The 23,103-nt window shown below is 69.7% G+C and carries 28 protein-coding genes; 13 read left to right on the top strand and 15 right to left on the bottom strand.

Annotated features, from left to right (window positions below; genetic code table 11):
* Positions 1 to 110 precede the first annotated feature (110 nt).
* Positions 111 to 635 (top strand): DUF8020 domain-containing protein, encoded by a 525-nt coding sequence (locus tag M8859_RS06360; protein ID WP_159925363.1) that lies wholly within the window; start codon positions 111 to 113, stop codon positions 633 to 635.
* Positions 636 to 703: 68 nt separating this feature from the next.
* Here M8859_RS06360 and M8859_RS06355 read toward each other — a convergent pair whose 3' ends face one another.
* The 7 genes from M8859_RS06355 to M8859_RS06325 form a co-directional block, all read right to left on the bottom strand.
* Positions 704 to 1,663, bottom strand: a complete 960-nt coding sequence (locus M8859_RS06355) for a helix-turn-helix transcriptional regulator (RefSeq protein WP_195071190.1) — start codon at positions 1,661 to 1,663, stop codon at positions 704 to 706.
* A gap of 50 nt (positions 1,664 to 1,713) precedes the next feature.
* A complete protein-coding gene (locus M8859_RS06350; RefSeq protein ID WP_159925359.1) occupies positions 1,714 to 3,066 on the bottom strand; it encodes a cytochrome P450 in 1,353 nt (450 codons plus the stop codon).
* 115 nt (positions 3,067 to 3,181) lie between these two features.
* Positions 3,182 to 3,550 (bottom strand): STAS domain-containing protein, encoded by a 369-nt coding sequence (locus M8859_RS06345; protein ID WP_159925357.1) that lies wholly within the window; start codon positions 3,548 to 3,550, stop codon positions 3,182 to 3,184.
* Between the two features lie 667 nt (positions 3,551 to 4,217).
* A complete protein-coding gene (locus M8859_RS06340) occupies positions 4,218 to 4,475 on the bottom strand; it encodes a DUF4235 domain-containing protein (RefSeq protein WP_249643976.1) in 258 nt (85 codons plus the stop codon).
* A complete protein-coding gene (locus tag M8859_RS06335) occupies positions 4,472 to 4,867 on the bottom strand; it encodes a DUF3618 domain-containing protein (protein WP_195071189.1) in 396 nt (131 codons plus the stop codon). The genes M8859_RS06340 and M8859_RS06335 overlap by 4 nt, the downstream gene beginning before the upstream one ends.
* Positions 4,864 to 5,280 (bottom strand): phage holin family protein, encoded by a 417-nt coding sequence (locus M8859_RS06330; RefSeq protein WP_159925351.1) that lies wholly within the window; start codon positions 5,278 to 5,280, stop codon positions 4,864 to 4,866. Before M8859_RS06330 ends, M8859_RS06335 begins: the two co-directional genes overlap by 4 nt.
* Before the next feature lie 177 nt (positions 5,281 to 5,457).
* Complete coding sequence (locus M8859_RS06325; RefSeq protein ID WP_159925349.1) at positions 5,458 to 6,012, bottom strand: TerD family protein; 555 nt, start codon at positions 6,010 to 6,012, stop codon at positions 5,458 to 5,460.
* A 397-nt stretch (positions 6,013 to 6,409) separates the two neighbouring features.
* Here M8859_RS06325 and M8859_RS06320 point away from each other — a divergent pair, with 397 nt between their 5' ends.
* On the top strand, positions 6,410 to 7,147 hold the full coding sequence (locus tag M8859_RS06320) for an anti-sigma factor (RefSeq protein ID WP_249643975.1): 738 nt from the start codon (positions 6,410 to 6,412) through the stop codon (positions 7,145 to 7,147).
* A gap of 21 nt (positions 7,148 to 7,168) precedes the next feature.
* Here the strand turns inward: M8859_RS06320 and M8859_RS06315 are convergent, their stop codons facing one another.
* A complete protein-coding gene (locus tag M8859_RS06315) occupies positions 7,169 to 8,272 on the bottom strand; it encodes a glutamate--cysteine ligase 2 (protein ID WP_159925345.1) in 1,104 nt (367 codons plus the stop codon).
* A gap of 145 nt (positions 8,273 to 8,417) precedes the next feature.
* Between M8859_RS06315 and M8859_RS06310 the strand changes: the two genes are divergently transcribed.
* Together M8859_RS06310 and M8859_RS06305 are read left to right on the top strand one after the other, a co-directional pair.
* Entirely contained in the window at positions 8,418 to 8,753 is a 336-nt protein-coding gene (locus M8859_RS06310) for a hypothetical protein (protein WP_249643974.1), read from the top strand.
* A 125-nt stretch (positions 8,754 to 8,878) separates the two neighbouring features.
* Positions 8,879 to 9,052, top strand: coding sequence for a hypothetical protein (locus M8859_RS06305; protein ID WP_249643973.1), 174 nt, complete (start codon positions 8,879 to 8,881; stop codon positions 9,050 to 9,052).
* 21 nt (positions 9,053 to 9,073) lie between these two features.
* Here M8859_RS06305 and M8859_RS06300 read toward each other — a convergent pair whose 3' ends face one another.
* Positions 9,074 to 9,451, bottom strand: coding sequence for a hypothetical protein (locus M8859_RS06300; protein ID WP_195071184.1), 378 nt, complete (start codon positions 9,449 to 9,451; stop codon positions 9,074 to 9,076).
* Positions 9,452 to 9,659: 208 nt separating this feature from the next.
* Between M8859_RS06300 and M8859_RS06295 the strand changes: the two genes are divergently transcribed.
* Positions 9,660 to 10,931, top strand: coding sequence for a PucR family transcriptional regulator (locus M8859_RS06295; protein ID WP_159925339.1), 1,272 nt, complete (start codon positions 9,660 to 9,662; stop codon positions 10,929 to 10,931).
* On the opposite strand, the gene M8859_RS06290 is transcribed toward M8859_RS06295, so the two are convergent.
* The gene (locus M8859_RS06290; protein ID WP_236565486.1) at positions 10,865 to 11,620 is read right to left on the bottom strand and encodes a histone deacetylase; all 756 of its coding nucleotides are present in this window, start codon (positions 11,618 to 11,620) and stop codon (positions 10,865 to 10,867) included. The genes M8859_RS06295 and M8859_RS06290 overlap by 67 nt on opposite strands.
* Positions 11,621 to 11,758: 138 nt before the next feature.
* Between M8859_RS06290 and M8859_RS06285 the strand changes: the two genes are divergently transcribed.
* On the top strand, positions 11,759 to 12,925 hold the full coding sequence (locus tag M8859_RS06285) for an epoxide hydrolase family protein (RefSeq protein WP_159925337.1): 1,167 nt from the start codon (positions 11,759 to 11,761) through the stop codon (positions 12,923 to 12,925).
* Between the two features lie 49 nt (positions 12,926 to 12,974).
* Here M8859_RS06285 and M8859_RS06280 read toward each other — a convergent pair whose 3' ends face one another.
* Positions 12,975 to 13,238, bottom strand: coding sequence for a helix-turn-helix domain-containing protein (locus tag M8859_RS06280; RefSeq protein ID WP_195071182.1), 264 nt, complete (start codon positions 13,236 to 13,238; stop codon positions 12,975 to 12,977).
* Positions 13,239 to 13,343: 105 nt separating this feature from the next.
* On the opposite strand from M8859_RS06280, the gene map reads away from it, so the two are divergent.
* A complete protein-coding gene (gene map, locus M8859_RS06275) occupies positions 13,344 to 14,108 on the top strand; it encodes a type I methionyl aminopeptidase (RefSeq protein ID WP_159925333.1) in 765 nt (254 codons plus the stop codon).
* Between the two features lie 9 nt (positions 14,109 to 14,117).
* Here map and M8859_RS06270 read toward each other — a convergent pair whose 3' ends face one another.
* The gene (locus M8859_RS06270) at positions 14,118 to 14,834 is read right to left on the bottom strand and encodes a DUF8817 family protein (protein ID WP_195071181.1); all 717 of its coding nucleotides are present in this window, start codon (positions 14,832 to 14,834) and stop codon (positions 14,118 to 14,120) included.
* A 113-nt stretch (positions 14,835 to 14,947) separates the two neighbouring features.
* Here M8859_RS06270 and M8859_RS06265 point away from each other — a divergent pair, with 113 nt between their 5' ends.
* Both M8859_RS06265 and M8859_RS06260 read left to right on the top strand, forming a co-directional pair.
* Positions 14,948 to 15,496 (top strand): PadR family transcriptional regulator, encoded by a 549-nt coding sequence (locus M8859_RS06265; protein WP_195071180.1) that lies wholly within the window; start codon positions 14,948 to 14,950, stop codon positions 15,494 to 15,496.
* A gap of 40 nt (positions 15,497 to 15,536) precedes the next feature.
* Complete coding sequence (locus M8859_RS06260; protein WP_159925327.1) at positions 15,537 to 15,920, top strand: PPOX class F420-dependent oxidoreductase; 384 nt, start codon at positions 15,537 to 15,539, stop codon at positions 15,918 to 15,920.
* A 9-nt stretch (positions 15,921 to 15,929) separates the two neighbouring features.
* Here M8859_RS06260 and M8859_RS06255 read toward each other — a convergent pair whose 3' ends face one another.
* Positions 15,930 to 17,246, bottom strand: coding sequence for a metallopeptidase TldD-related protein (locus M8859_RS06255; protein ID WP_195071216.1), 1,317 nt, complete (start codon positions 17,244 to 17,246; stop codon positions 15,930 to 15,932).
* Positions 17,247 to 17,314: 68 nt separating this feature from the next.
* Entirely contained in the window at positions 17,315 to 18,844 is a 1,530-nt protein-coding gene (locus tag M8859_RS06250) for a TldD/PmbA family protein (RefSeq protein ID WP_370523797.1), read from the bottom strand.
* A 170-nt stretch (positions 18,845 to 19,014) separates the two neighbouring features.
* Here M8859_RS06250 and M8859_RS06245 point away from each other — a divergent pair, with 170 nt between their 5' ends.
* Positions 19,015 to 19,662, top strand: a complete 648-nt coding sequence (locus M8859_RS06245; RefSeq protein ID WP_249643972.1) for a TetR/AcrR family transcriptional regulator — start codon at positions 19,015 to 19,017, stop codon at positions 19,660 to 19,662.
* Here the strand turns inward: M8859_RS06245 and M8859_RS06240 are convergent, their stop codons facing one another.
* Positions 19,663 to 20,430 carry a TSUP family transporter gene (locus tag M8859_RS06240; protein WP_159925325.1) on the bottom strand — a complete coding sequence of 256 codons (768 nt, stop codon included), beginning with the start codon at positions 20,428 to 20,430 and terminating at the stop codon, positions 19,663 to 19,665.
* A gap of 101 nt (positions 20,431 to 20,531) precedes the next feature.
* On the opposite strand from M8859_RS06240, the gene M8859_RS06235 reads away from it, so the two are divergent.
* The 3 genes from M8859_RS06235 (at position 20,532) to M8859_RS06225 (ending at position 23,082) form a co-directional block, all read left to right on the top strand.
* Positions 20,532 to 21,704: a sensor histidine kinase gene (locus tag M8859_RS06235; protein ID WP_249643971.1), complete on the top strand. Its 1,173-nt coding sequence runs from the start codon at positions 20,532 to 20,534 to the stop codon at positions 21,702 to 21,704.
* Between the two features lie 143 nt (positions 21,705 to 21,847).
* Positions 21,848 to 22,507 carry a response regulator gene (locus tag M8859_RS06230; RefSeq protein ID WP_159925321.1) on the top strand — a complete coding sequence of 220 codons (660 nt, stop codon included), beginning with the start codon at positions 21,848 to 21,850 and terminating at the stop codon, positions 22,505 to 22,507.
* 92 nt (positions 22,508 to 22,599) lie between these two features.
* Complete coding sequence (locus tag M8859_RS06225; RefSeq protein ID WP_195139373.1) at positions 22,600 to 23,082, top strand: FxsA family protein; 483 nt, start codon at positions 22,600 to 22,602, stop codon at positions 23,080 to 23,082.
* Positions 23,083 to 23,103 lie beyond the last annotated feature (21 nt).

Raw genomic sequence — 23,103 nt, 5'->3', positions numbered from 1 at the left:
CGGGCATTTTCAACTGCCGGAAATGGTGATGCAGAACGTCTATAATCGCTAGTGTTTCACGGCTGTACCCAGGTAACGACAGATCGAATCTGCTGAGGATGGGAAGGCTCATGAAGTTCAGGAATTTGGTTGCGACCACGCTGCTGACCATTGCCGCCACCGGCGTGACCGCGGCGACCGCATTTGGGCAAGCCGAGATCGATGGTGCGGCGGTGAGCGAGAACCACAGCGGTGTCGCCTACACCGCGTCCGTCGCGCCGGACCGGTCGAGCGCCGCGGTCACGCTCGCTTCCGGTACGTTCGCCCGCACGCCGGACGGCATCGCGGTGCTGGGGCCCGACGGTGCGGTGGTGACGACGGTGCCGACAACCCTGCAGTCCATGTTCGGCCAGCAGGTCGGGGTGGCTCCCCACATCGATGCGGCCGGGACGACGCTGACCTTGACGCCGGTCGGCACCGCGATTCCGGAGCCGGGTGCGCCGCGGTTCATCGGTGACGCGGCGGCCACGTTGGGCGGTGTGGCGATCGGCTGTGCCGTCGGGGCGCTGATCGGCCTCGTCTTCTTCGTTGTCGGGGTGTTCCCCGGCTGCGTGGTCGGTGGACTCATCGGTGCCGCCGCGGGCGCGAGCCGGTAGGTGCGGGACTGATCCGCCAGTCGGCGGCATCGGCCGCGCTCGGCGCTCGCGCCGGGCGCGGCCGCGTGCTATTGCCGTCCCGCCGCCCGCCGGAAACGCGCTGCGGTGGCGACCAGATGCTCGGCCAGGGCCGGGGAGTCCAGGACCTCGAATTCGACGTCGGCCAGACCGAGATACAGCGTCAGCATCCGGGGCGAATCCGAACCCACATGTGCGACACAGTGATCCGGACCATCCGGTTCGACCTCCACCGCCGCGGGCATGCGGGCCCGGATCACCTCCGCCGGGGCGGCCATCCGTACCCGGGCGCGATAGGCCCAGGTGGCCGTGCCCACTCCGCGCCGGACTCGCTCGGCGATCTCCTCTTCGGACAGGGCACGGGGAGTGAATCGTGGCCCGTTCGGGATCTTCGGGGTGATCCGGTCGACACGGAAAGTACGCCAGTCGCCGCGCTCCACATCCCAGGCGACGAGGTACCAGCGGCGCCCCCAGTGCACCATCCGGTGCGGTTCGACATCCCGGCTGGACGGTGTGCCGGAATGGCTTTCATAGTCGAAGCGCAATCGCTCGCTCGCTCTGATCGCCCCCGCGACCGCGGTGAGCACCGCCGCGTCCACGGTCGACTCCTCGTCGCCGGGCACGTGCACGGTGGCGGCCGTCAGCACCTCGACCCGGTGCCGTAATCGAGACGGCAACACCTGCTGCAGTTTCGCCAGCGCGCGCACCGCCATCTCCTCGATGCCGGTGATCGCCCCGTTGGCGGCGGTGACCAGCCCGATCGTCACCGCGACGGCCTCGTCATCGTCCAGCAGCAACGGCGGCAGCGCCGATCCGGACCCGAGCCGGTACCCGCCCGCGACACCCGGCGTCGCGTGGACGGGGTAGCCGAGCGTCCGCAGCCGCTCGATGTCGGTCCGAACAGTGCGCGTGGACACGCCCAACCTGTCGGCCAGCGCGGGCCCGGGCCAGTCGCGCCGGAGCTGCAGCAGCGACAACAGCCGCAACAGACGTGCGGAGGTTTCCAGCATCGCTAGATCATGACAGCTATCGCGGAAGTGTCGCTTCCGCGATGTACGAACTAGCCAGCCTGTGTCATACACGGCTCGACAGTGAAGTCGAGCCCGAAGTTGTTCAACGCCACCGGCAGCGGTGCGTCCGGGTTGGGCCGCGGCGTGGACCGCAGCCGGAAGTCGGCGGAGGTCAGCAAGTGCGCGAGTAGCGTGCTGGTGACGAACAGCACCAGATTGCGGCCGGGGCAGTCGGCCGGACCCGCGCTGAACGGCACGAGTTGTGGGTACTGCTCCGCGCGGCCGTCCAGCCAGATCTCCGGGACGAATTGGTCGGCGAACGGCAGCAGATCGGGATCCCGGTGGAACGCCGGGACCGCGATCATCAGGGCGGCGCCCGCCGCGATGGTGAAGCGCTCGTCGCCGTCGCGCCACTGGGTGTCGGCGGTGATGTCCCGCAGCAGCATGGGCGTGGTCGGCCACAGCCGCACCGATTCGAGCACGCAGGCGCGTAGGTAGCCGCGCAGGTCGGCACGCTCCGGGTCGACGGCGTCGGCGAGCGCCCTGGCGTGATGCTCGGGATGGGTGGTCAGCACGGCGAGCGCGCGGCTGAGCGCGATGCCCGCCGCGTCGAAGGCGAACAACCAGTGCGGTATCTGCCCGACCGGATCGGTGGCGCCGCCCGCGGGCACCGCGGCCAGCGCACCGGCGAGGCTGTCCGGCGGAGCGGACTCCACGTGGCGATATAACCGGTTGGTGAACTGATCGCGCTGCCTGCGATGCGCAGGCGCCAGGAACGACCAGTTGCCCGCCGAGCGGAGCCGGGACAACTCGTCGGTGAGGACGGTGTCGTCGCGTCCCCGCAGCCCGAGCACGATCCGCCGAACCAGCCGCCACCACTGCGTGGTGAACTGCCGCGCGTCCAGGTGGCCGCGGTGCAGGGCCGACACGATCATCTCGCGCGCCTCCTCCGCGATGGCCTCCGCGAACGGCCCGGCCAGACGGTGCAGCGGCTCGGCGGAGTCCAGCGCGGCCTCGTTCACGGCGCGGCGCTGGTCGCGGATCGGCCCGTCGGACAGCAGGACGCCGTGCGGCTGGAACTGGCGCAGCGAGGCCCGCTTCTCACGATTGGCGGGATGAAAAGGGGCCGGCGCGTCGGCCAGCACCCGCCCGACGTCCTGCGGGTCGAGAACGACGACGATCCGGCGGCCTGGCACCACGAGCTCGACCGGTCCCGCCCCGAACTCGCGCCGCAACTGCCGCACGCGCTCGATCGCCCGGGAATCGGCGCCGGTGCGTTCGAGCAAGCCGAGCACCGGCCGACGCCGCGCGATGACGCCCGAGGCGACCGAGGCGAATCCGAGATCCGCCAGTGCCGCTACCGCGGGCACTCCCACCAGTCGGTGTTCGCGGTTGTCTGCCATACGGCCTCCTCCCGGTGCGCTCAGATCGGCACGGTGCCGACGACCGGGCACATACCCGGCGACCGGAGGTCGAAACCGTGGCGGGCTCTGTACTGCACCGATGCGGTGCCGAGGCTCAGCTCGGTGACTGGGTCTCGTCCACCGCGAGCGCGTCCTCGACCGAGTCGAACACGGTGAGCAAGCGGTCCAGCGCGGTCACCTCGATCGGCCTGCGCGCCGCGTCACTGGGGACCACGCGCAAGCCGCGCGAGCCGGTGGCCTCCGAAGCCGCCAGCAGGACGCTCAGCCCCGCGGAGCCGAGGAACCCGACGTTCGACATGTCCACCACAACCGCGGCCGGTGTGTCGCGCAGCGCCTCGTCGAGCGCCGATTGCAAGCGTGGCGCGGACGCCATGTCTATCTCGCCGTGCACGGTCACGATCGCCGTGTCCTCCGACGACCGCACCTCGACCTCCAGCGCTCGGGGCGCGCTATCGGAACTCACAATCCACCTCCCGTGCCGGCGACGCGTCCTCGGCAGTGCGCCACGTCGACCTCCCGCTCCGGTTCGCGTCTCTTGCGCACAGGCGCGGCGCAGAGAGCGAGCATTCCGCGGTCAACTTACCCCATCCTGCCGCGCGGCAATCACGCTGTGCGCCTCATCCCGCATCGGAAGGGGGCGTGTCACCGTTCCAGAGGGGGACGGACGCCGGTTGTGAAGTGGACGCCCGAGTACTCGTCGCTGTGGCAAAGATGCGGCATGCCTGCGAATGCGTCACCGTGAACACGAACCGGGCACAGGAGGGGAGACCGAGGTTGCGAGCCGGTTCTCGACCCGGTGACAAGTCACACAACGGGCGGCAGCGATGGGTCGATCGCGTCCGGAACCGGGGGCGGTGAGTCCCTGCGCTCCGCGATTCGTACCGGTCGAACCGGGCGGGCTGCGGGAAACGCTTGGGACTGCAGCGAATACCGATCGCCACACCCGAGAACGGCTCTCGTGTCATGACCGCAGCTCGGCCACCATCTCAGGAGTGAGGGAGTATCCATACGCAGGATCGACGGCCGGACAACGCACGACCGCCGCCGGGATCCGGCTACTCCGAGAGTGCCGAATCACGGCGGCGGCAGTGGATTCCAGCCGGCGAGGCGCGGTTATCGCATCATCGTCCCTATTCGGGCCAAGTGCCGGTGAGTGATTCGTAGCCCGTCGCGCCGGCGCGATCGATCGCAGCCATGACCAGCCCGAAGATGGCGCCTTGCAGGGCAGCGGCGAAGAGCACTTCGCGCCACGAGTAATCCCGCGCGGTGGATGTCGGTGCTTGCTGTTCGCCGCTGATCCGACTCCATACCCTGGTGAACACCGCGTTCGCCGCGAGGCCACCGAGCACGCTGATCACCATGCCGAGTGGCTTGTAGAGCGTCTTCATCGCCGCCTCCGTGCGATCTGCCACACCAGTGCCGCGATCACCGCGGCGCCGAGGGCGGCCGGGATCGGATGCGCGCGCAACGCTGCACCGGCCTGCTTGCCGCGTACGGCCACCGGCTCCGGTGTCGCCTCCACCGCACGGTGGGCGAGGCCCGCGGCGGCCGTCCGGGCCTGCTGAGCCTTCTCCGTGACGGCGAGCGCCGCCTCCGACGCCGCGTGCTGGGTCGCCTCGACGGCGTCGTGCGCCTTTTCCTTGCCGCGGGCGGGCACGTCGAGTTTGTGGCCGAGTTCCTCGACCGTCCTGCCGAGGTCTTCTCTGGCCTGATCGCGGTCGCGCCGCAGCGCCGCGACGTCGTCGGCGGGCCTGCCGGCCTGCGATCGGCTGTCGCTCATCCTCGCCTCCTGTCCTTGATCACTTCGATGTCCTCGCGCACGCCCTCGACCGCTTCCTGGGGTATCGGCGGGGTGGCGGTCTCCACGCTCTTCTTTCCGGATAATCCGAGGATCGCCGCGACCACGAGCAGCGCGCCCGCGACGATCAACGCCGAAGCCCACCCCGGCAGCAGTTCGGTGAGCCCGAGCACCGCCGCGGCGACCAACGCCGCCCCGCCGTAGAACGCCAGCAGCGCGGCGACCCCCGCCAGGCCCGCTCCGCGCCCGAACTGTTTGCCCTTCTGCCGCATCTCCACGCGGGCGAGCTGGAGTTCGTCGCGGATGAGCCGGGACAGCTGTGCGGTGGCGTCCTCCACCAACTCGGCGACCGACCGTGAATTCGCTGGCGGGCGGGTCGGTGTCGTTCCGGTCATGAGACCTCCTTCGGCATGTCGCACCTCCTGCAGGGCGACTACCCGCGCGGCCGCATTCCAATCGGACGCCTCCGCGGGGATCGCGCCCCGCGGGCTCGGGACGTACGGAGGTGGGTCACCCGTGCGATCGGAGATCACGCCGCGTTCCGAAGCGGTTGGGCCGCAGACGAAATCGCTTCAGGACGGATCGATGTAGTCGCCGATCTGCCCGATCGCTTCGACCGGATGCCGGGCCCGCACTCCTCTGCCGATCCCCTCGAACTGCCAGCCGCCGTCGGTGCGACGCACTCGACCGAGCACCAGGCCGGTGTGCGCGCCGCCGCCGGTGAGGTCGTAGCGGGCCAGCTGGGTGCCCGCGGCGGTGTCGATCACCCGGCAGTAGGCGTTCGCGATCCGCTCGAAACTCTGGCCGGTGTAGCAGGTGACGAGGAACAGCACTGTCGTGACTTCCGTGGCGAGCCGGGACAAGTCGACGCTGATGATCTCGTCGTCGCCCGACCCCTCACCGGTGATGCTGTCGCCGTGCAGCCGGACCGACCCGTCCGTGGAGTTGAGTTGTTCGTGGTACACGACGTCGACCAGCCGGCCCGTGGCGAAGAGCAGAGCCGCGACGTTGAGATCGATCTCCTCGCGCCGGCCGAAGAAGCGCCGGTGCGCGGCGGGGTCCCAGCCGATCGCCACGGTGACGAGCTCGAGCGGGATTCCGCGCTCGTCGCGGAGCACGGTGAACATAGGGATTCTCCTCTGCGTCGGAGCCCGGGGCGGTATGCCTCCGCCATCGGGCGTCGAGTGCGCTCTGGTCGTCGGCCGACGCGCTGAGCGTGACCGCTGGGCGACGTTTGTGCCGAGACGATCGGGACGAGTCGGCGGACGAGCAGCGTACCTGTGCCGGTGTCGAAAATGGCGAGAATCCAATCCGCCAGGCGCAGCGCAGCGAAGTCCAAGGCATGCGGGTTGGCACAGGGCAGGTGCGCCGAGGCCGCGGCGCGGATCCACCCACGCGCGGTCGTTCGCCGGCGCGATCCGCGGTCCGTTCGAGTCCCGAGGTAGCGGCGAGCGCGCGATCGGCGGGTGGGGTGCGGGCGATCGGTGCAGGACATCCGGTCGGTCCGTCACAAGGCGACCGGCCATGACCGACACCGAGCCGTGCCGCGCGGAGCTGACCGACCTGGTGTACCCCTACGCGATGGACGCGGTGGCCGAGATAGAGCGCAGGCACATCGAAAACCGCCTCGCCGGAGCCGATTTCGGCACCGCGGCGGCATTCGCGGTCGCGGTGCGCGGGATCCGGGAGACGCTGGCGGCGCTGAGCGGCGCCGAGGCGGTGAACCCGCCCCCCACCCTCGAGTCGAAGATCCTCCGGGCGATCGACGACTCGGCTCCGGCCGCGCGGTGCGGTCGCCGTGACCTCCGCGAGGTCTTCCGTCGCCGCCGCGTGCTCCGCCTGGCGGTGGCCGCCGCGGTGGTCATCGGAGTGGGGACGGGCAGCGTGGTGGTGGCCGAGCGGATCGCCCGATCGCATGCCGCGTCGGTCACGGCCGACCAGATCCTCGGGCAACCGAACGCGCGGTCCCGGGAGATCCCCCTGCCGAGCGGCGGCAGGCTGACCATCAGCACTTCCGATCAGCTCGGAGCCGTCGCGATCACCTTCGACGCGGTACCCGAGCCGCCCCCCGGACGGGCCTACCAACTCTGGCTGGTGTCCGCCGCCGGTGCCGCGCGCTCGGTGGGAGTGCTGACCACGGTGCCGCCGCTGGGTGTGGCGACCGGATTCGATCCGGCGGAGGCTCTCGCCGTCACGATCGAACCGGCGACGGGATCGGCCGAGCCGACCTCCCCGCGATTAGGCACCGTCGCGCTCAGCTGACCGATGCGTCGGAGCGCTGCGCTAGTCGCACCCTTCGAGGGTCGCGCCCGCCACCTCTTCGACGACATCATCGACCTCGCCGCGCGCCCGCAGCGCCCGCACCTGCCGTTGTGCGCCGTTCCCGCGGGCGAGCAGGCGAGCGAAGGCCTCGTCGACGAACTGGCGGTCACCAGCGTCCTCCAGCGCGGGCGAGATGTGCTCGATCAGCCGCAGCAGCAAGGTGCGAACGGGCGCCACGTTGCTGTCGTGGGGGTCGACACCCTCACCGGAAAGTCCGGAACGCGCCGCTTTCCAGTACGCGGCTCGCAGCACTTCGGCGGGCACCGGCGGCGCGACGTGGCCGGCGGCCAGAGATCTCCGCGCCGTTGCGACGATGGCGCGCACCATTGCCGCCAAGAGCGCGGTTTCCTCGACCATTGCCGGGATGTCGCTCACCCGCACCTCCACGGTGGGGAACGAGACCGACGGACGGACGTCCCAATAGACCATCTGCTTGTCCAGGATGCTGCCGCTGTTGAGCATCATCGCCACCATCGCCTCGTAGTGCCGTGCGGACTCGAAGTACGGCGGGGGTCCGGCGCTGGGCCAGCGTCGCCACAAGATGCTGCGCCAGCTGGCGAACCCGGTCTCGGTGCCTCGGTAGATCGCCGAATTGGCGGTCATGGCGAGCAGTTGCGGCAGCCACGGCCGCAGGTAGTTGCTGACTTGGATCGCGGTTTCGGTGTCCGGGATGCCGACGTGCACGTGGCATCCCGACAGCCCCTGTTCGTGGGCGAGCATGCCGAAGTTCTCGGCGATGCGCTGGTAGCGCGGGGTATCGGTGACCGGGAAATCGTGCGGGACGGTCGGTGGGATACCGACCGCGAGCAGGCGAGCGTCGTTGCGATCGGCGCAGGCGGCGATCCCGCGGCGCAATTCGCGAAGCTGCCGGTGCAGTGCGCCGATGTCGGTGTGCACGGCGGTGCTGGCCTCCACCTGGCAGCGGGTCAGCTCGAGCTGCAGGTCGATGCCGATCTCCTCGGCCGTGCGCGCCACTTCGACATTGCGCGCCAGCGGTGCGCCGGTACGGGGGTCGACGAGCAGGAACTCTTCTTCCACACCGACGGTCAGGCGCCCATCGTCCATGCGGGTGCGATACCCAAGTCCGCGCGGCCTAGTCAGGTGATCGCGCGGGGATCGCCGACTGGTTGCTGCCCGGCTCACGGCCGTTTGAACAGCCGAAAGGAGGCAACGCGCACCACAAGGGGGCCGGAAGAGAAGGAGTTGTCGGATGTTCCGCATCGCGCTACGTCTCGCCGTGACCGGGAGTTCCGCCGTGGCGGTGGCCGCCGCCTGCGCCGGGCAGGCCGCTGCTGGACCGACGTTGTCGGCGGACACCCAGGAAGAGGGCGCTATCGCGGTGAGTAGCCAGCCGCCTGCCGAGGATTGGAACTGCGTGCTGGTCGGCTCGGGCGAGCAGGCGGGTATGCGGGTGGACATGGCCCGCACCGGTGAGAGCCGGGGCGGCTTCGCGCCGGGCAGCACCGTCACCGCCGGCTGTGCCGGGCCGCAGTGGCCGCTGGTGGCCGTGACCACCGGCGTCACGTCGCTCGACGACGACGACTGACGCCGACAGCCGCACCGCACGCGCCTCCCACGGGCGATGCTGCGAAAACGCCGCGTGGCGCGCCGGGCTGGATACGCTCGCCGACACGCTGCCGCGACCTGGTACCCGCTCTCGCCGACAGTGAAGTGCTGGAAACCGTGGTCGGATTGCGCCCCGGCCGCCGCGAAGTCCGCGTGGAACTCGACCACGCCGTACTGCCCGGCACGCCCGTAGTCCACAACTACGGTCACGGTGGCTCCGGGATCACCATCGGTCACGGATGCGCGCTGGAAAACGCCGCTCTGGTCGCCGCGCTGTGAGCGGCGCGCTCTCCCGTCCGATCAGTTGGCGTAGCTGCGCGCCACGACCGAGTTCAACGCTTCCAGGAAATCGCTGAGCACGCCCGGCTCGACCCGGTCTCGCGGTGTGCGGCGCTCGGAAGAATCGGTCGCGGGGACCGCGAGGCGTGCGTCCACGCTGTCGCGCAGGACGGCGTGCACCGCTTCGATCGGAACGCCCGCCTGGGCGCACCGGCTCGCCGCGTGCTCGAACCGGCCCAGTGCGAGGCTGCCCGCGGCCTCGGCCGCGTCCACCAGGACGAGGGCCAATTCCAGACCCATTCTGATCAGCGCGTCGGGACCGCCGCGGTGGGTGCCACGATCGAATCTCGCGGACACCTCGGCAATGTCCCGATCTTCTTCGTGCGGGCCGATGTTCATGGCCCTCCCTCCGCCCGACGACCCTGCCGCCACCGACGTTACGACGGGGATCGAAAGTTTTCGACCGCGCGAATACGACTTGTGAGGCTTCACAGGGGCGGGCCGTCCGATTCGGGTGGTGTCCCCAACCGGGGGCTCGGCCCTCGGAACGTCGATCCGGTCAAGTTACCGTTGAGTACTTTCCGCGATCGGGGAGGGAAGGAGTCACATGTCCATCACCGATTCGGCAGGTCCGGATCTGACCCTGTCGGGCCGCCCGGCCAGTTCTTCACTGCGAGACGTGCGGAATCTGTCGCGCAAAATGGTCGGCCACTTCATCGAGACCGTCGCGCACTGCCGGACGCTACCCGGGGAGGCGCTCAACGGAGACATCACCAACATCACCCGTCTGTGTCTGGAACTGGCCGTCAGCATGCTCGACGGCAGCGACATCCCCGAGAAGACCCTCCTGCTGCGCAACGCCGCGGCGGGCTGGGCGCGTGAGGGCATCCCGATCGACACCATCCACCACGCCGTGCACGAGGGATTCAAGCTCGGCTTCGACCTGATCGTCGCGAACGCGACCGCCGCCGACTTCGACAGTCTCAAGGACATCAGCCGCCGCCTGCTGGAGATCCTGGACACCATCACCTCGACCGTCTCGCGCGCGTATGTGACCGAGTTGCGTGCTGTGGTCGGCGAGCATCACACGGCCGCCCACACACTCGCCTCGGCCCTGCTCGGCGGACATCCCACGTTCACCATGGCCCGCGAATGCGGTATCCAGATCGCCGACTCGTATTCGGTTCTCGCGCTCGCGATTCCGCCTCATCCGGAGGAGGGCAACCCGCAACTCGACGCGGCGGTGGTGGCGCGGCGAAAGCTGCGCCGAGTGCAATCCGAACTCGCGACCCGTTGCGGTGACACGGTGCTGTCGCTGCTGAGCGTCGACGGCGGCACCGTCCTGCTGCCGTCCGCGCAACCCGAGGACAAGGCGCTCGACGAACTGGTGGAGAGCCTCGGCCGCGCGGCTCAGGTACCGATCGCCGCCACGGTGATCGCCGCGACGCCGGTCGAGGTGCCGACCGCCGCCGACCGCGCCCACGAGTTGCTCGACATGGTGCAGCGGCTGCGCTGGACACGCGGGCTGTTCCGCTTCGACGACCTGGCGCTGGAATACCAGCTCACCCGGCCGGGGCCCGGGCTGGAAACGCTTCGGACCCTGCTCGATCCGCTCGACGAGCACCCCGAACTGCTCGAAACGCTCAGACGTCATATCAGTACCAACTTGAACCGCCAGCGCACCGCGCGCTCGCTGCACATCCACACCAACACGGTGGACTACCGGCTCAAGCGCATCGGTCAGCTCACCGGATTCGACCCCGCACAGGCATCCGGCGTGTGGTACCTACGCGCCGCGCTGGTCGCACGCAGCTACCGGGACTCCGAGGGCGAACCGCCGGTCGGCGCGTGGTCCGGGACCGCCACGATCTCCTCGTAGGCCCGACGCCGCCCCTCGCCTGCGCCGAGCAGCGCGCGGACTGCCTCGGGGGTCCATCGCCGGTCGGCGCCGGGACGAGTGGCGAGATAGCCCGCGGTCGCCCGGATGGACCAGCCGTGCGCGACGCGCAGACCCGCCGCCAGGTACCGCAGGTAGGCGGCGGCGGGTGGATTGCCTCGCACGTCGCGATAGCGCCAGGGCGCGGTGAAGGTGAGCACGGGGTGCCCCGCGTGGGTGCCGGCGCAAACCAACGTTTCGTACCGGCCGGAGCCGAGACTGGTTGTGCCCCTGTCGATCACCTCGGTCAACTTCACCTCCGCACCCGGTGCCCGATACATCTCTTGGGCCACGATGTCGGAGAACTGCGCGGCGGTGAGCAGGTGGGCGTGCACGGCGACCTCGCCAGGACAGCCCGGGTCGTAGAAAGCGCGGCCGCCGGTCCAGGTCAGCGATTCGGTGGCGAAATACAGCACGCCCGGCAGCAGGAGGGGTATCGAGCGGACCGGGTCGGACGGGTCGCGGCAGCCGGGCAAGGTAAGGGCTCCGCCTTCCGGCCTGCCGCCACGAAGATAGGTACGCAGCCTGTTCGGGCACATATTCGAGCCGTACGCCGCGTACCAGACCAGGCCGGATGCGCGGCGATCGCCATCCGCCGCCGACCCGGCCCCCTCGGTATGCGACGCCGTCATGGCACCCATTCTCGGCGCTTCGCCACGCCCTGCCCACCTACGTGGACCGTTCGCGCCGGAATCGCGCTCGGAATCGCGCTCGGAATCTCGGAGAATTGCGGAAGCGAATCTTCCGCAATAGTGCGGAGAGTGTTCTGTATGACGAACACGAAGCAGATCCGCCCCTTTCGCATCGACATTCCCCAAGCCGAGATCGACGAGTTGCGGGTGCGGCTCGCGCGGACGCGCTTTCCGCACGTCGTCCCGGGTACCGAGGGGGATTGGGGGCGCGGGATAGCGCCGCGATACCTGCGGGAACTGGCTGAATACTGGCGTGAGGAGTTCGACTGGCGGGCGCAGGAAGCGCGGCTGAACGCCTACGACCAGTTCACGACCGAGATCGACGGGCAGATCGTCCACTTCTTCCATGTCCGTTCGCCCGAACCGGACGCGATTCCCTTGCTGATCACGCACGGCTATCCGGGCTCGGTGGTGGAGTTCGTGGACCTGATCGGTCCGCTGACCGATCCGCGGTCGCACGGCGGCGATCCGGCGGACGCGTTCCATGTGGTGATCCCGTCGCTGCCCGGGTTCGGGTTCTCCACGCCGCTGGCCTCGACGGGATGGGAGCTGGCGCGCACCACCGAGGCGTTCGCGGAGTTGATGAGCAGGCTCGGCTACGAGAAATTCGTGGCGCAGGGTGGCGACATCGGCGCGGGCATCACCGGGCGACTGGCCGCTACCCATCCGGAGCGGGTGATCGCAACGCATGTGAACAGCGACCGGGGCATGCTCGGCCTGGTGGGCGAGCAGCTGCCGATGCCGGACGGGCTCACCGACGACGAACGCGCCGAGATCGCGGCCGCACGCGAGGAATGGGATCAGCACAAGGGTTACCTGATGCTGCAGAGCACCCAGCCGAACGCGCTCGCGGCCGCGCTGACCGATTCGCCGGTCGCGCAACTCGGCTGGATCGCGGAGAAGTTCCAAATGTGGACCGACCCGGCGCGTCCGGAAGGCGAAGCGGTGGATCGCGACCTGCTGCTGACCAATATCAGCATCTACTGGTTCACCCGCAGCGGCGCGTCGGCGGCGCAATTCCTGTGGGAGTCCGCCCATTCCGGCCGGAACTGGGTCGCGCCGTCCGGGGTGCCGCAGGGATGGGCCGTGTTCAACACGCATCCGCTGATGCGTCGCGTGATGAACCCGGAAGGTCACATCGAGCATTTCACCGAATTCGCCGAGGGAGGGCACTTCGCCGCGGCGGAGCAACCCGCACTGTTCGTGGCGGACGTACGCGCGTTCTTCCGCGATCATCGCGGCTAGCGGCCGAGCGCCGGGCGGCCGCACGAGCGCGCCGCCCCGAGCCCCTTCCCTAGGCCGACTCGGCCAGACCCGCGGAGCGCCAGATGCCGGCGAGGTCGTCGAGGGGGACCGAGAGCGCCTGACCCAACGCCACCACGGTGCCGAACGCGGGAGAAGGCAACCGACCGGTCTCGATCTTGCGTAGCGTTTCCGGTGATATCCCGGCCGCGCGTGCGACTTCGCCGAGTTCGCGGTCGGCGCGTGCGGCACGCAGGGCGGCACCGAGGCGGCGGCCTGCTTCGATCTGCGCGGCAGTCAACGGGAGGCGGACCATGCGCTCAGGCTACGGACGGTATTTATATACCGCAAGCGACTCGATTGGTATTAAAATACCGACGGAGCTATGGTGGTATTTTAATACCGATGTTCTGGAGGATCGATGGTCGAGTTGAAGAGTCCCGCGGAGATCGCGCGGATGCGAGTGGCGGGGCGCTTCGTCGCGGACGTGCTCACCGAATTGCGTGAGCGCGCCCAGGTGGGAGTGAACCTGCTCGACCTGGAAGCCCACGTTCGCGAGCGCATCCGCGAGCGTGGCGCGCAGTCCTGCTACTGGGACTACGCGCCCTCGTTCGGGCGTGGGCCTTTCCGAAACACGGTCTGCCTGTCGGTGAACGACGCCGTGCTGCACGGGCTTCCGTTCGACTACGCGCTGCGAGACGGCGACGTGCTGAGCATGGACCTCGCGGTCGGGATCGATGGCTGGGTCGCGGATTCGGCGGCCACGGTCGTCGTCGGCGGGGGCGCGGAGGAGGACCTGCGGCTGGTGCGAGCAACCGAGGAGGCGCTGGCCGCCGCGATCGCGGTCGCGATGCCGGGCAATCGCATCGGCGACATCTCCGCCGCCATCGCCGCGGTGGCCCGCGAGCACGGCTATCCGGTGAACATCGAGTTCGGCGGTCACGGCCTCGGGCGCACCATGCACGAGGATCCCCACGTGCCCAACGATGGCCGCCCCGGGCGTGGCTACCGGTTGCGGCCCGGGCTGACCATCGCGATCGAGCCCTGGTTCGCGCGAACGACCGATCGGATCGTCACCGACCCCGACGGCTGGACCATCCGGTCGGCGGACGGGTCACGCACCGCCCACTCCGAACACACCGTCGCGATCACGCCGGACGGGCCGGAGGTGTTGACCGCGGCCTGACCGCCGTGACTACCCGCCGGACAGCCACGCGGCCAGGTCGTCGGGAGCGCGCAGCTCGTCGGCGACGGCGGCGCGTTCGTCCGGGGACATCTCCATCGCGCGCAGCTCGGCGCGGAACTGCTCGGCGCGGCCGGGGTCTTCGATCGCGACCGACACTTCGGCCAGCGCCGCGAGCGCCCTGGCCACGTCCAGCCGCGGCGCCTCGGCTCGGAACCGGCCGAGGCCGACCTCGAGTACGCGGAACGCGGCCTTGTCGTCGTTCTTGAAATCGCGCAGGATGCGGGCGTTGTCCAGCACCTTCGCCAGTCCCTCCAGCGCTTTCGATCCGCCGTACTCGACTTTCATGGGTTCGTCGCGCTGGATGAAGATCACTTGATTGCCTGCCGGGTCGACCACGGTGAACCGGCTCTGCCCGGGCCGGAAGCGGGTGATCCGCGGAAGGCCCTTTGCGGGTACCTTGCCGTATCGCGCGCGCAGCACCTTGGTGAAGAGCTGATGCCTGGTCGCGACGTCGTCGACCATGACCAGGCAGCCGGCGCGTTCGGCGGGCACGTCGCCGCTGTCGGGAACGGACACGAAGTGCAGAGCGCAACCGCGATCCTCCACGGCGCCGTAGATGTAGGGCCGGGTCTGTTCGTAAGTCACGGTGTAGCCGAGTGTCTTGTAGAAATCCAGCGTGCCGACCAGATCGCTGGTCCAGAGCTGCGGTACCGCCGTGTCGGTCATGGAACCTCTCGATCACCTACAGTAGTCAACTTTGAGTAGTCGAGCTTAGGGTCGATCTGGGGCGGAAGTCAAACTTGAGTACCATGCGACCGGGAGTGGAAAAGGAGGTCTCCGTGTCGGTGGTGCGCTTACTGGTGCTGGGGGTGATGCGCTTGCGTCAGCCTGTGCACGGCTACGCCGTGCGTCGAGAACTGTTGTCCTGGCGCGCCGAAACCTGGACGAACGTCAAGCCCGGTTCGATCTATCACGCCCTGAAGCAGCTCACGCGTGAGGGGAAGCTGAGCGCGTTCGGCACCGAGAACAGCGACCAGGGCCCGGGGCGCACGCTGTTCGAGCTCACCGAGGCGGGCGAGGCCGAGTTCCGCCGGCTCATGGACGAGGCGCTGGTGAGCATCGACATGGAGGAGTTGGGCGCGGGCATCGCCTTCATGGACGCGTTGCCCAGGGCGCACGTCATCGCGAAGTTGCGTGAACAGCGCCGCCGCAGCGAGGAGGTACGCGCCGGCCTGGTGGCGATGATCCCGGAATTCCCGGGGCGATACGACGCGCCGCACGCGACCGATCTGCTGGAGTTGTGGAGCGGCGTGTTCGGCACCCTGTCGAAGTGGACCGACGGCGTGGTGGCGCGCCTGGAGGCGGGGGAGTACCGGATGCCGGAGTAGGACATCGGCGAGTCGCCTGGCCGGGGGATACGCTGCCCGCATGACGAATTCGCTGGACGCCGTCGCCAAGGCCGATTACGTGCTGCTGACCACCTTCCGAAAGGACGGAACCCCCGTCGGCACCGCGGTGTGGGCGGTGTCCGAGAACGGCAAACTGTACGTCTGGACCGTGACCGACAGCTGGAAGGTCAAGCGCCTGCGCCGCAATCCGGCGGTCACCGTGCAACCGTGCAGCGCGACCGGTAAGCCGCACGGAGATGTGGTCGAAGGGACCGGGCGGATCCTCGACGCCGAGGGCACCGAACGGGTGCGCAAGCTGCTGCGGCGCAAATACTGGCTCACCGGTCCGCTGATCATCCTCGGCAGCAATCTGCGGCGCGGCAAGGCCGGGACCATCGGCATCGAGATCAGTCCGGCCGCCTGATCCCCCGGGTCAGGTGGCCTGGCTGACCGACGACATGTGGAAGTCGGGAACGCGCATGGGCGGCATGGCCGTGCGAGTGAACCAGTCCTTCCACTCGCGCGGCAGCGTGTGTTCGGTCGCGCCCGCCTCGCTCACGCGCCGGAGCAGATCCAGTGGGCTCTCGTTGAACCGGAAGTTGTTCACCGCGGCGGTGACCTCGCCGTTCTCCACCAGATACACCCCGTCCCGGGTGAGACCGGTGAGCAGCAGCGTCGCCGGATCGACCTCGCGGATGTACCAGAGGGTGGTCAGCAGCAGGCCCCGCTCGGTGCGGGCGATCATATCCTCGAGCGTGGCGTCCGAACCTCCGGTGAGCAGCAGGTTCTCTCCGGGCACCGTGGCAGGCGCATCGAACTCGGCGGCGGTGGCGCGCGGATAGATCAGCGCGGAGATCACGCCGTCGCGCAGCCAGTCGACCCGCTCGGCGGGCAGGCCGTTGTCGAAGACCGACATCGATTCCGACGACGCGGTCGCCGCCACGAACGGACGGTATTCCAGACCGGGTGCGTACGGATCCGAGTAGAGCGTGAGCGGAACAGTGCTGAGACGCTCGCCGACCCGGGTCCCGCCCGCCCGCGCGAACGCCGTGTGCCCTTCCTGCGCGCCGCGCCCTTCCATCGACCACGCCAGGTAGATCATCAGGTCGGCGACGGTCGAGGGCGGCAGCAAGGTCTCATACCGGCCCGCGGGCAGCTCGATCTTGCGTTTGGCCCAGTCCAGGCGCCGGGACAGGTCGGCGAGCAGGCCGGAGACGTCGACATCGGTGAAGTCCGCGGTGCCCACACCGACCCACGCGCTGGCCAGATCCGCGCCGTCGCCGCGTTTGCCGTTGATCTCCACCGAACCGGTGGGCTGCACAAAACGGCGGCGGATGCCGGTCGAGGTGCCCAGCCATGTGGTGTGCATCTGGTGGTGGGCGAAGCCGTAGAGGCGGTCGGCGCTGTCGAACCCGGCGGCCAAACCGTCGGCCAGACCGGTGAACACCTCGATGCCGGTGCTTCCCGCGGGAGCGGCCCAGTCGTCGTCGACGGCGTCCGGTTCGAGCAGCGGCATCGCGTCCCGGGCGGGCTCGGCGCCGCGCGCGGCCTCCTCGGCGGCGCGCACCACCGCCTCGATGTCGCCGGGGTCCACGCTGGTCGAGGCGATCGTGCCGACGCGGGCGCGGGTGGGCCCGTCGCGGAACACCGCGATCACCGCCCAGTTGCGCGAGACCGACGACCCGTTGGTGGTCATCGAGTTCCCGGCCCAGCGCAGCGATGCCTCGTGCTCGTCGCGGACGATCACCATCGTCTCGTCGGCGCGCGAGAGCGCCAGCGCCCGCTCCACGGTCGCGCTCGCGGGAAACAGATCGTCGGTCACCGGCCCGCCTCCGTCCGGGTGTTGAGCACGTTGACGCCGCGTACCAGGATCGACGGGCAGCCGTGGCTGACCGCGGCGACCTGGCCGGGCTGGGCTTTTCCGCAGTTGAACGCGCCGCCGAGCTGCCAGGTCGAGCGTCCGCCGACCGCCTCCATCGCTCCCCAGAAATCGGTGGTGGTGGCCTGGTATGCGACGTCGCGCAACTGGCCGTCCAGTTTGCCGTCGCGGATGCGGAAGAACCGCTGGCCGGTGAACTGGAAGTTGTAGCGCTGCATGTCGATCGACCACGACTTGTCGCCGACGATGTAGATGCCATCGTCCACCCGCGAGATCAGCTCCTCGGTGCTGGTGTCCCGATCCGGGTCGGGTTGCAGTGAGACGTTGGCCATCCGCTGGATCGGCACGTGATGCGCCGAGTCCGCGTACGAGCAGCCGTTGGAACGATCCAGGCCCAAGCGCGGCGCGAACACCCGATCCAGTTGGTAGCCGACCAGGAGGCCGTCGCGGACCAGATCCCACCGCTGCCCGGCGACGCCCTCGTCGTCGTAGCCGACACTGGCCAGCCCGTGGGCTTCGGTGCGGTCGCCGGTCACGTGCATGATCGGGGTGCCGTAGCGCAGCGTGCCGAGCTTGTCCGGCGTGGCGAAAGAGGTGCCCGCGTAGGCGGATTCGTAACCGATGGCCCGGTCGTATTCGGTGGCGTGACCGATGGATTCGTGGATGGTCAGCCACAGGTTGGTCGGGTCGATGACGAGGTCGGTCGGTCCGGCCTGCACGCTGGGCGCTTTCACCTTCTCGGCCAGCCACTCCGGGATCCGCGCGAGTTCACCGTCCCAGTCCCACACTCCGTCGGCGCCGGTGACGTACTCCCACCCGCGGCCCACCGGAGCGGCCAGCGTGCGCATCGTCTCGAACACACCCGCCGAGGCGTCCACCGTGATCGCCTCGAGGCTCGGGTGCAGCCGCACCCGCTGCTGGGTGATCGAGGAACCCGCGGTGTCGGCGTAGAAGGTCTGCTCCTTGACCTGCAACACGCTCGCGGTGACGTGATCCACCCCGTCGGCGTGCGACAGGCGCTCCGAATAGTCCTGCAGCAGTGCCACCTTCTCGCCGGTCGGCACGGCGAACGGGTCGAGCTCGTAGGCCGAGACCCAGCGCGCGCCGGCGTAGCGCGGCTCTTCGGCCAGCTCGACGCGTTCGCGGTTGAGCGCCCGCAACGTGGTCGCGACGGTGACGGCGGTGCGCGCCACCTCGGCGGCGGTGGCCGGGGTCAGCGCGGCGTGCGAAGCGAAACCCCAGGTACCGTCCACGATCACGCGCACGGCGAAGCCGAGTTCGATGCTGTCGGTGACGGCCTCGACCCGGCCGTCGCGCAACCGGATCGACTGGGTGACCAGGCGGTGCACCCGCAGGTCGGCGTGCTCCGCGCCGGACGCCGTGGCCGCGGCCAAGGCGGCATCGGCGAGCGCGGCCAGTGGCAGGTCGAGGAACTCGGCGTCCACGTCTCTGGAAGTCGCGATGCTCACCCGCACCAACCTAGCCGGTGCCGCCGACAGCGTGAGATGGGGTGATCACACGCTGTGGGGAAGCGCATCGGCTGCCCGCTCGCGCCGAATGCTCGGTAGCGCAGCGTGAACGGCGCGCGCGACATTCGGGCTTGCGGCGTGTTGCTCACCGGATGCCTTACTGTGCCCGCGTGCCGCCATCCCCGCTCCGTGACCGCAAACGCGAACGTACCCGCCGAGCCATCCTCGAAGCCGCAGCCGAGCTGTTCGAGACCAGAGGCTACGAGGAGACGACGGTGGCCGACATCGCCGCGGCGGCGGACGTCGGCACGCGCACGTTCTTCAACTATTTCGCCAGCAAGGAAGAGCTGCTGTTCCCGGAATCCGACGAGCGCGTGCGCGCCGCGGTGGCGGCCATCGCGAGCAGGCGCCCGGGGGAACGTCCGGTGGAGGTCGTGCTGCGCGCGTTGCGCGCCGCCGGTGACAATCCCGGTGAGCACCTCGTCGACGACCTCAATGCCCGGATCGGCGCGCTGCGGGCCCAGGTGTCACGGACCGTGCCCGCGGTCAGCGGCCGCGCCGCGCACGCCCAGCTGGTCACCCAGCGGGAGATCGCCAGGCAGTTGCACAAGGCGTTCCCCGCCGAACTCGACGAAGTCGGTGCGGCCGCGTTGGTCGGCGCCGTCGTCGGCGCGGTGTCGGGTGCGTTGACGGTGTTGTTCCAGCAACCGGTGACCGGGGTGGAGGACGGTGAGCGCCTGCACCGCAAGATTCACGAGACGACCTCGCGGGTGCTGCAACCCTGGCTCGCCACCCACCACGCCGGGCCGGTCGGCTGATCAGCCGAACTGCTGCCAGCCCAACCGGATCACCATCCCGATCACCACCACCAACAGCACGATGCGCACGAACTCGGCGCCCTTCCGCAGCGCCATGCGCGCGCCGACCACCGCTCCGAGCACGTTCGCGACGGCCATCGCCGTGCCGAGCGCCCATAGGATGTGCCCGGTCGCCCCGAAGAACAGCAGTGCGCCGAGGTTCGAGCCGCAGTTGATCACTTTGGCCATGGCGGCGGCCCGAACGAACTCGGTGCCGAGCAGGGTCGCGAAGGTGATGATCAGGAACGTTCCAGTGCCTGGCCCGAGCAGGCCGTCGTAGAAGCCGATCAATCCCGCCGCCAGCGCCACCGTGAGGACGACCTTCCGCCGGGTGGGCGGGTGGGTGGCCAGCGTGACCCCGATCGAGGGGCGCAGCGTGACGAATACGGCGACGCCGACCAGCACCACCATCACGATCGGAACGAACAGCTCGCGGTCGATCAGCGACACCGCGGCCGCGCCCAGCGCCGCCGTCAGCGCGGCGATCGTCGCGGCGGGCAGCAGCACCCGCCAGCGCATCGGCACCTTGCGGGCGAAGGTCAGCACCGAGGCGCTCGTCCCGGCGACCGCGGCGAGTTTGTTCGTCCCCAGCGCGGTCTGCGGCGCGATCCCGGGAGCCACCACGAACAGCGTCGGCAGGACGATCAGCCCGCCGCCGCCCACCACCGCGTCCACCCACCCCGCGGCCGTCGCCGCCGTCAACAAAACCGCCCAGTCTCCGATCTCCACCCCGTCAGACAACCAGACCCCGGTCGGGAGGCGTACGCCGCGGCGGGGAGCCCTCCGCCGGTGCGGTGTGTCCGGCTTCCGGGCGCACCTAGGCTGACCACGTGCGCCGTTTCAGTCTGTGGCTCAGAGGCAAGCCCATCGTCGCCGATTCGGTGCTGGCGGCGGTTCTCCTGCTGCTCGAGATCGTCGGGGTGGGAAACGCGCACAACAAACTCGCCTACCTGGCGATCGGGGTGCTGCTTCCGCTGCCGGTCACCCTGCGGCGGGTGTATCCCCGGGCCATGGCGGCGGTCACGTTGGCCCTGTCGCTGACGACGTCGCTGGTGGGGTTCCTGACCGAGGACGACGCCGAGCACATAGCGCTGCTGTCCCACGGCATCATGCTCTACACGCTGGTCGCCTACGTCGGCAGGCGGGAGGGACTCTGGTACGGGGCCGGCCTGGCGGCGGATCTGGCGCTCGCGATCGTGGCGATCGGGAAACCCTCCGGGCCCGACATCGTCTTCACCGCCATGTTCTACGCGCTGTCCTGGACGCTCGCGGAATTCATCGGCGCGCGGCACGCCTACGACGCCGAGGTGGCGGCGCGACTCGCGGTCGCCGACTACGACAAGGAGCGGCGCGCGCACGACGCCGTCGCGGGCGAACGCACCCGCATCGCGCGCGAACTGCACGATGTGGTGGCCCACGCGGTGAGCGTCATCATCGTGCAGGCCGACGGCGCGAAGTACGCGCTGCGCCGCGACCCCGACGCGGCCGAACAGGCGCTCGCCACCATCGCGAGCACCGGCCGCGAAGCGCTGCGCGAGCTGCGCAGAACCGTCGCCCTGCTGCGCACCGAGCACGCCCCCGACCAGCTGCCCCAGCACGGCACCGCGGGCATCGCCAAGGTCGTGGAGATGATGCGCGGCACCGGCTTGGCCGTGGAACTCGAGCTGACCGGCGAACTCGACGACATCGCGCCCGAGGTCAGCCTCGGCGTGCATCGCATCGTGCAGGAATCGCTGACCAACACCCTGCGGCATGCCGGTCCGCACCCCAAGGCGTGGGTGCGGGTGCGTCGCACGGAGGCCGACGTGCTGATCGATGTCACGGATACCGGCGGTGTGCCGCTGCACGATTCGGGCACGCGCATCGAGGGCAGCGGCCTCGGCTTGGTCGGGATGCGCGAACGGGTCGCCGTGCTGGGCGGCAGCCTCGACGCAGGCCGCGACGCCGACGGGACCTGGCGGGTGCGCGCCAGCATCCCCTTGCGGCCCGGTCCGCCGGAGTGAGCCGGGCCCTGCTCGTACGCGAGGGTGTAGAACGCTGCGCCACAGTCGGATTCGCTCGGCCCCGCGATTCGGGCGTCACCCGGACGAAACCGGTCGCGCCCAGCTCGCCCGGTGCGCGGAAGCGGCCACGTTACATTGGGGACGTGCCGATCACCGTTCTCGTCGTCGATGACCAGGAACTCATGCGAATGGGATTGAAGATGGTGCTCGGCGCACACCCTGACATCGAGGTGGTCGGTGAGGCCGCCAACGGCGCCGCCGCGGTCGCCAGAGCGGCGGAACTGCGACCCGACGTCGTGCTGATGGACGTGCGGATGCCCGTGGTGGACGGGGTCGTCGCCACCACCCGCATCGTGGAGGCCGGGCACGGCAGCAGAGTGCTCGTCATGACGACCTTCGACCTGGACGAGCACGCACTGGGCGCGCTGCGCGCGGGAGCGAGCGGGTTCCTGCTGAAGGACACCCCGCCGGAGGACCTCGTCTCGGCCATCCGCAGCGTCGCCGCCGGTGACGCCGTGGTCTCGCCGAAGGTCACCAAACGCCTGTTGGACCGGCTCATCGCGGAGAATCCGGCGCGTACCCGCGACCCCGGGGTGCTCGACGTGCTCACCGCCCGCGAGCGCGAAGTGCTCGAGCAGATCGCGGCCGGACGCTCCAACGCCGAGATCGCCGAGCAGTTGTACCTGTCGGAGGCAACGGTCAAGACGCATGTGGGGCGGGTGCTCACGAAACTCGGTCTGCGGGACCGGGTTCAGGCGGTCGTGCTGGCTTATGAGACCGGGTTGGTGCGGCCCGGCGGCTGAGGCCGGGCGATCTCAGCGACCTATCAGGCGCATCGGGGAGAAAAATCCGGGTGTAAGACGTTGAACCGGGTAGATCGTCCGAAAGGATCGCCATGCCCGCGTTGTTGTTCGTGCTGTACGTCGTCGTCGAAGTCGCCGCCCTGGTCACAGTCGGTCAGCTGCTCGGCGTGCTGCCCGCCATCCTGGTGCTGATCGCCGGGTCGGTCGCGGGCATGCTGCTGGTCGGCTCGCAGGGGCGGCGGGTGTTCGAGCAGTTCCGCCGGGCCGCCCGCGGGGAAGTGGCGCCAGGGACCGCCGTGGCCGACGGCGCCCTGGTCGCCGCCGGTGGGGTGCTGATGTTCGTGCCCGGCCTGGTCACCTCTCTGTTCGGTCTGCTCCTGCTGCTGCCGCCGACGCGGCTGCTGGTGCGTCCGCTGGTCACGGCCTTCGCCGCACGCCGCTTCCGCGGGCTCGCCGCGGCCGCGCCCTACCGTGGCGTGGTCATCGACGGCGGCGAAGTGGTCGACGGTGTCGTCGTGGGGCAGTGGTACGACGATGGCCAGGGCAACGCGCGCCGCGCGATCACCTCGCCCTGAGGGCGAATCGCCGCAGCCGGT

Source organism: Nocardia sputi, from assembly GCF_023501985.1.
Note: the sequence above shows the minus strand (reverse complement) of the source record. Positions and strands in the feature narration are given on the sequence as shown.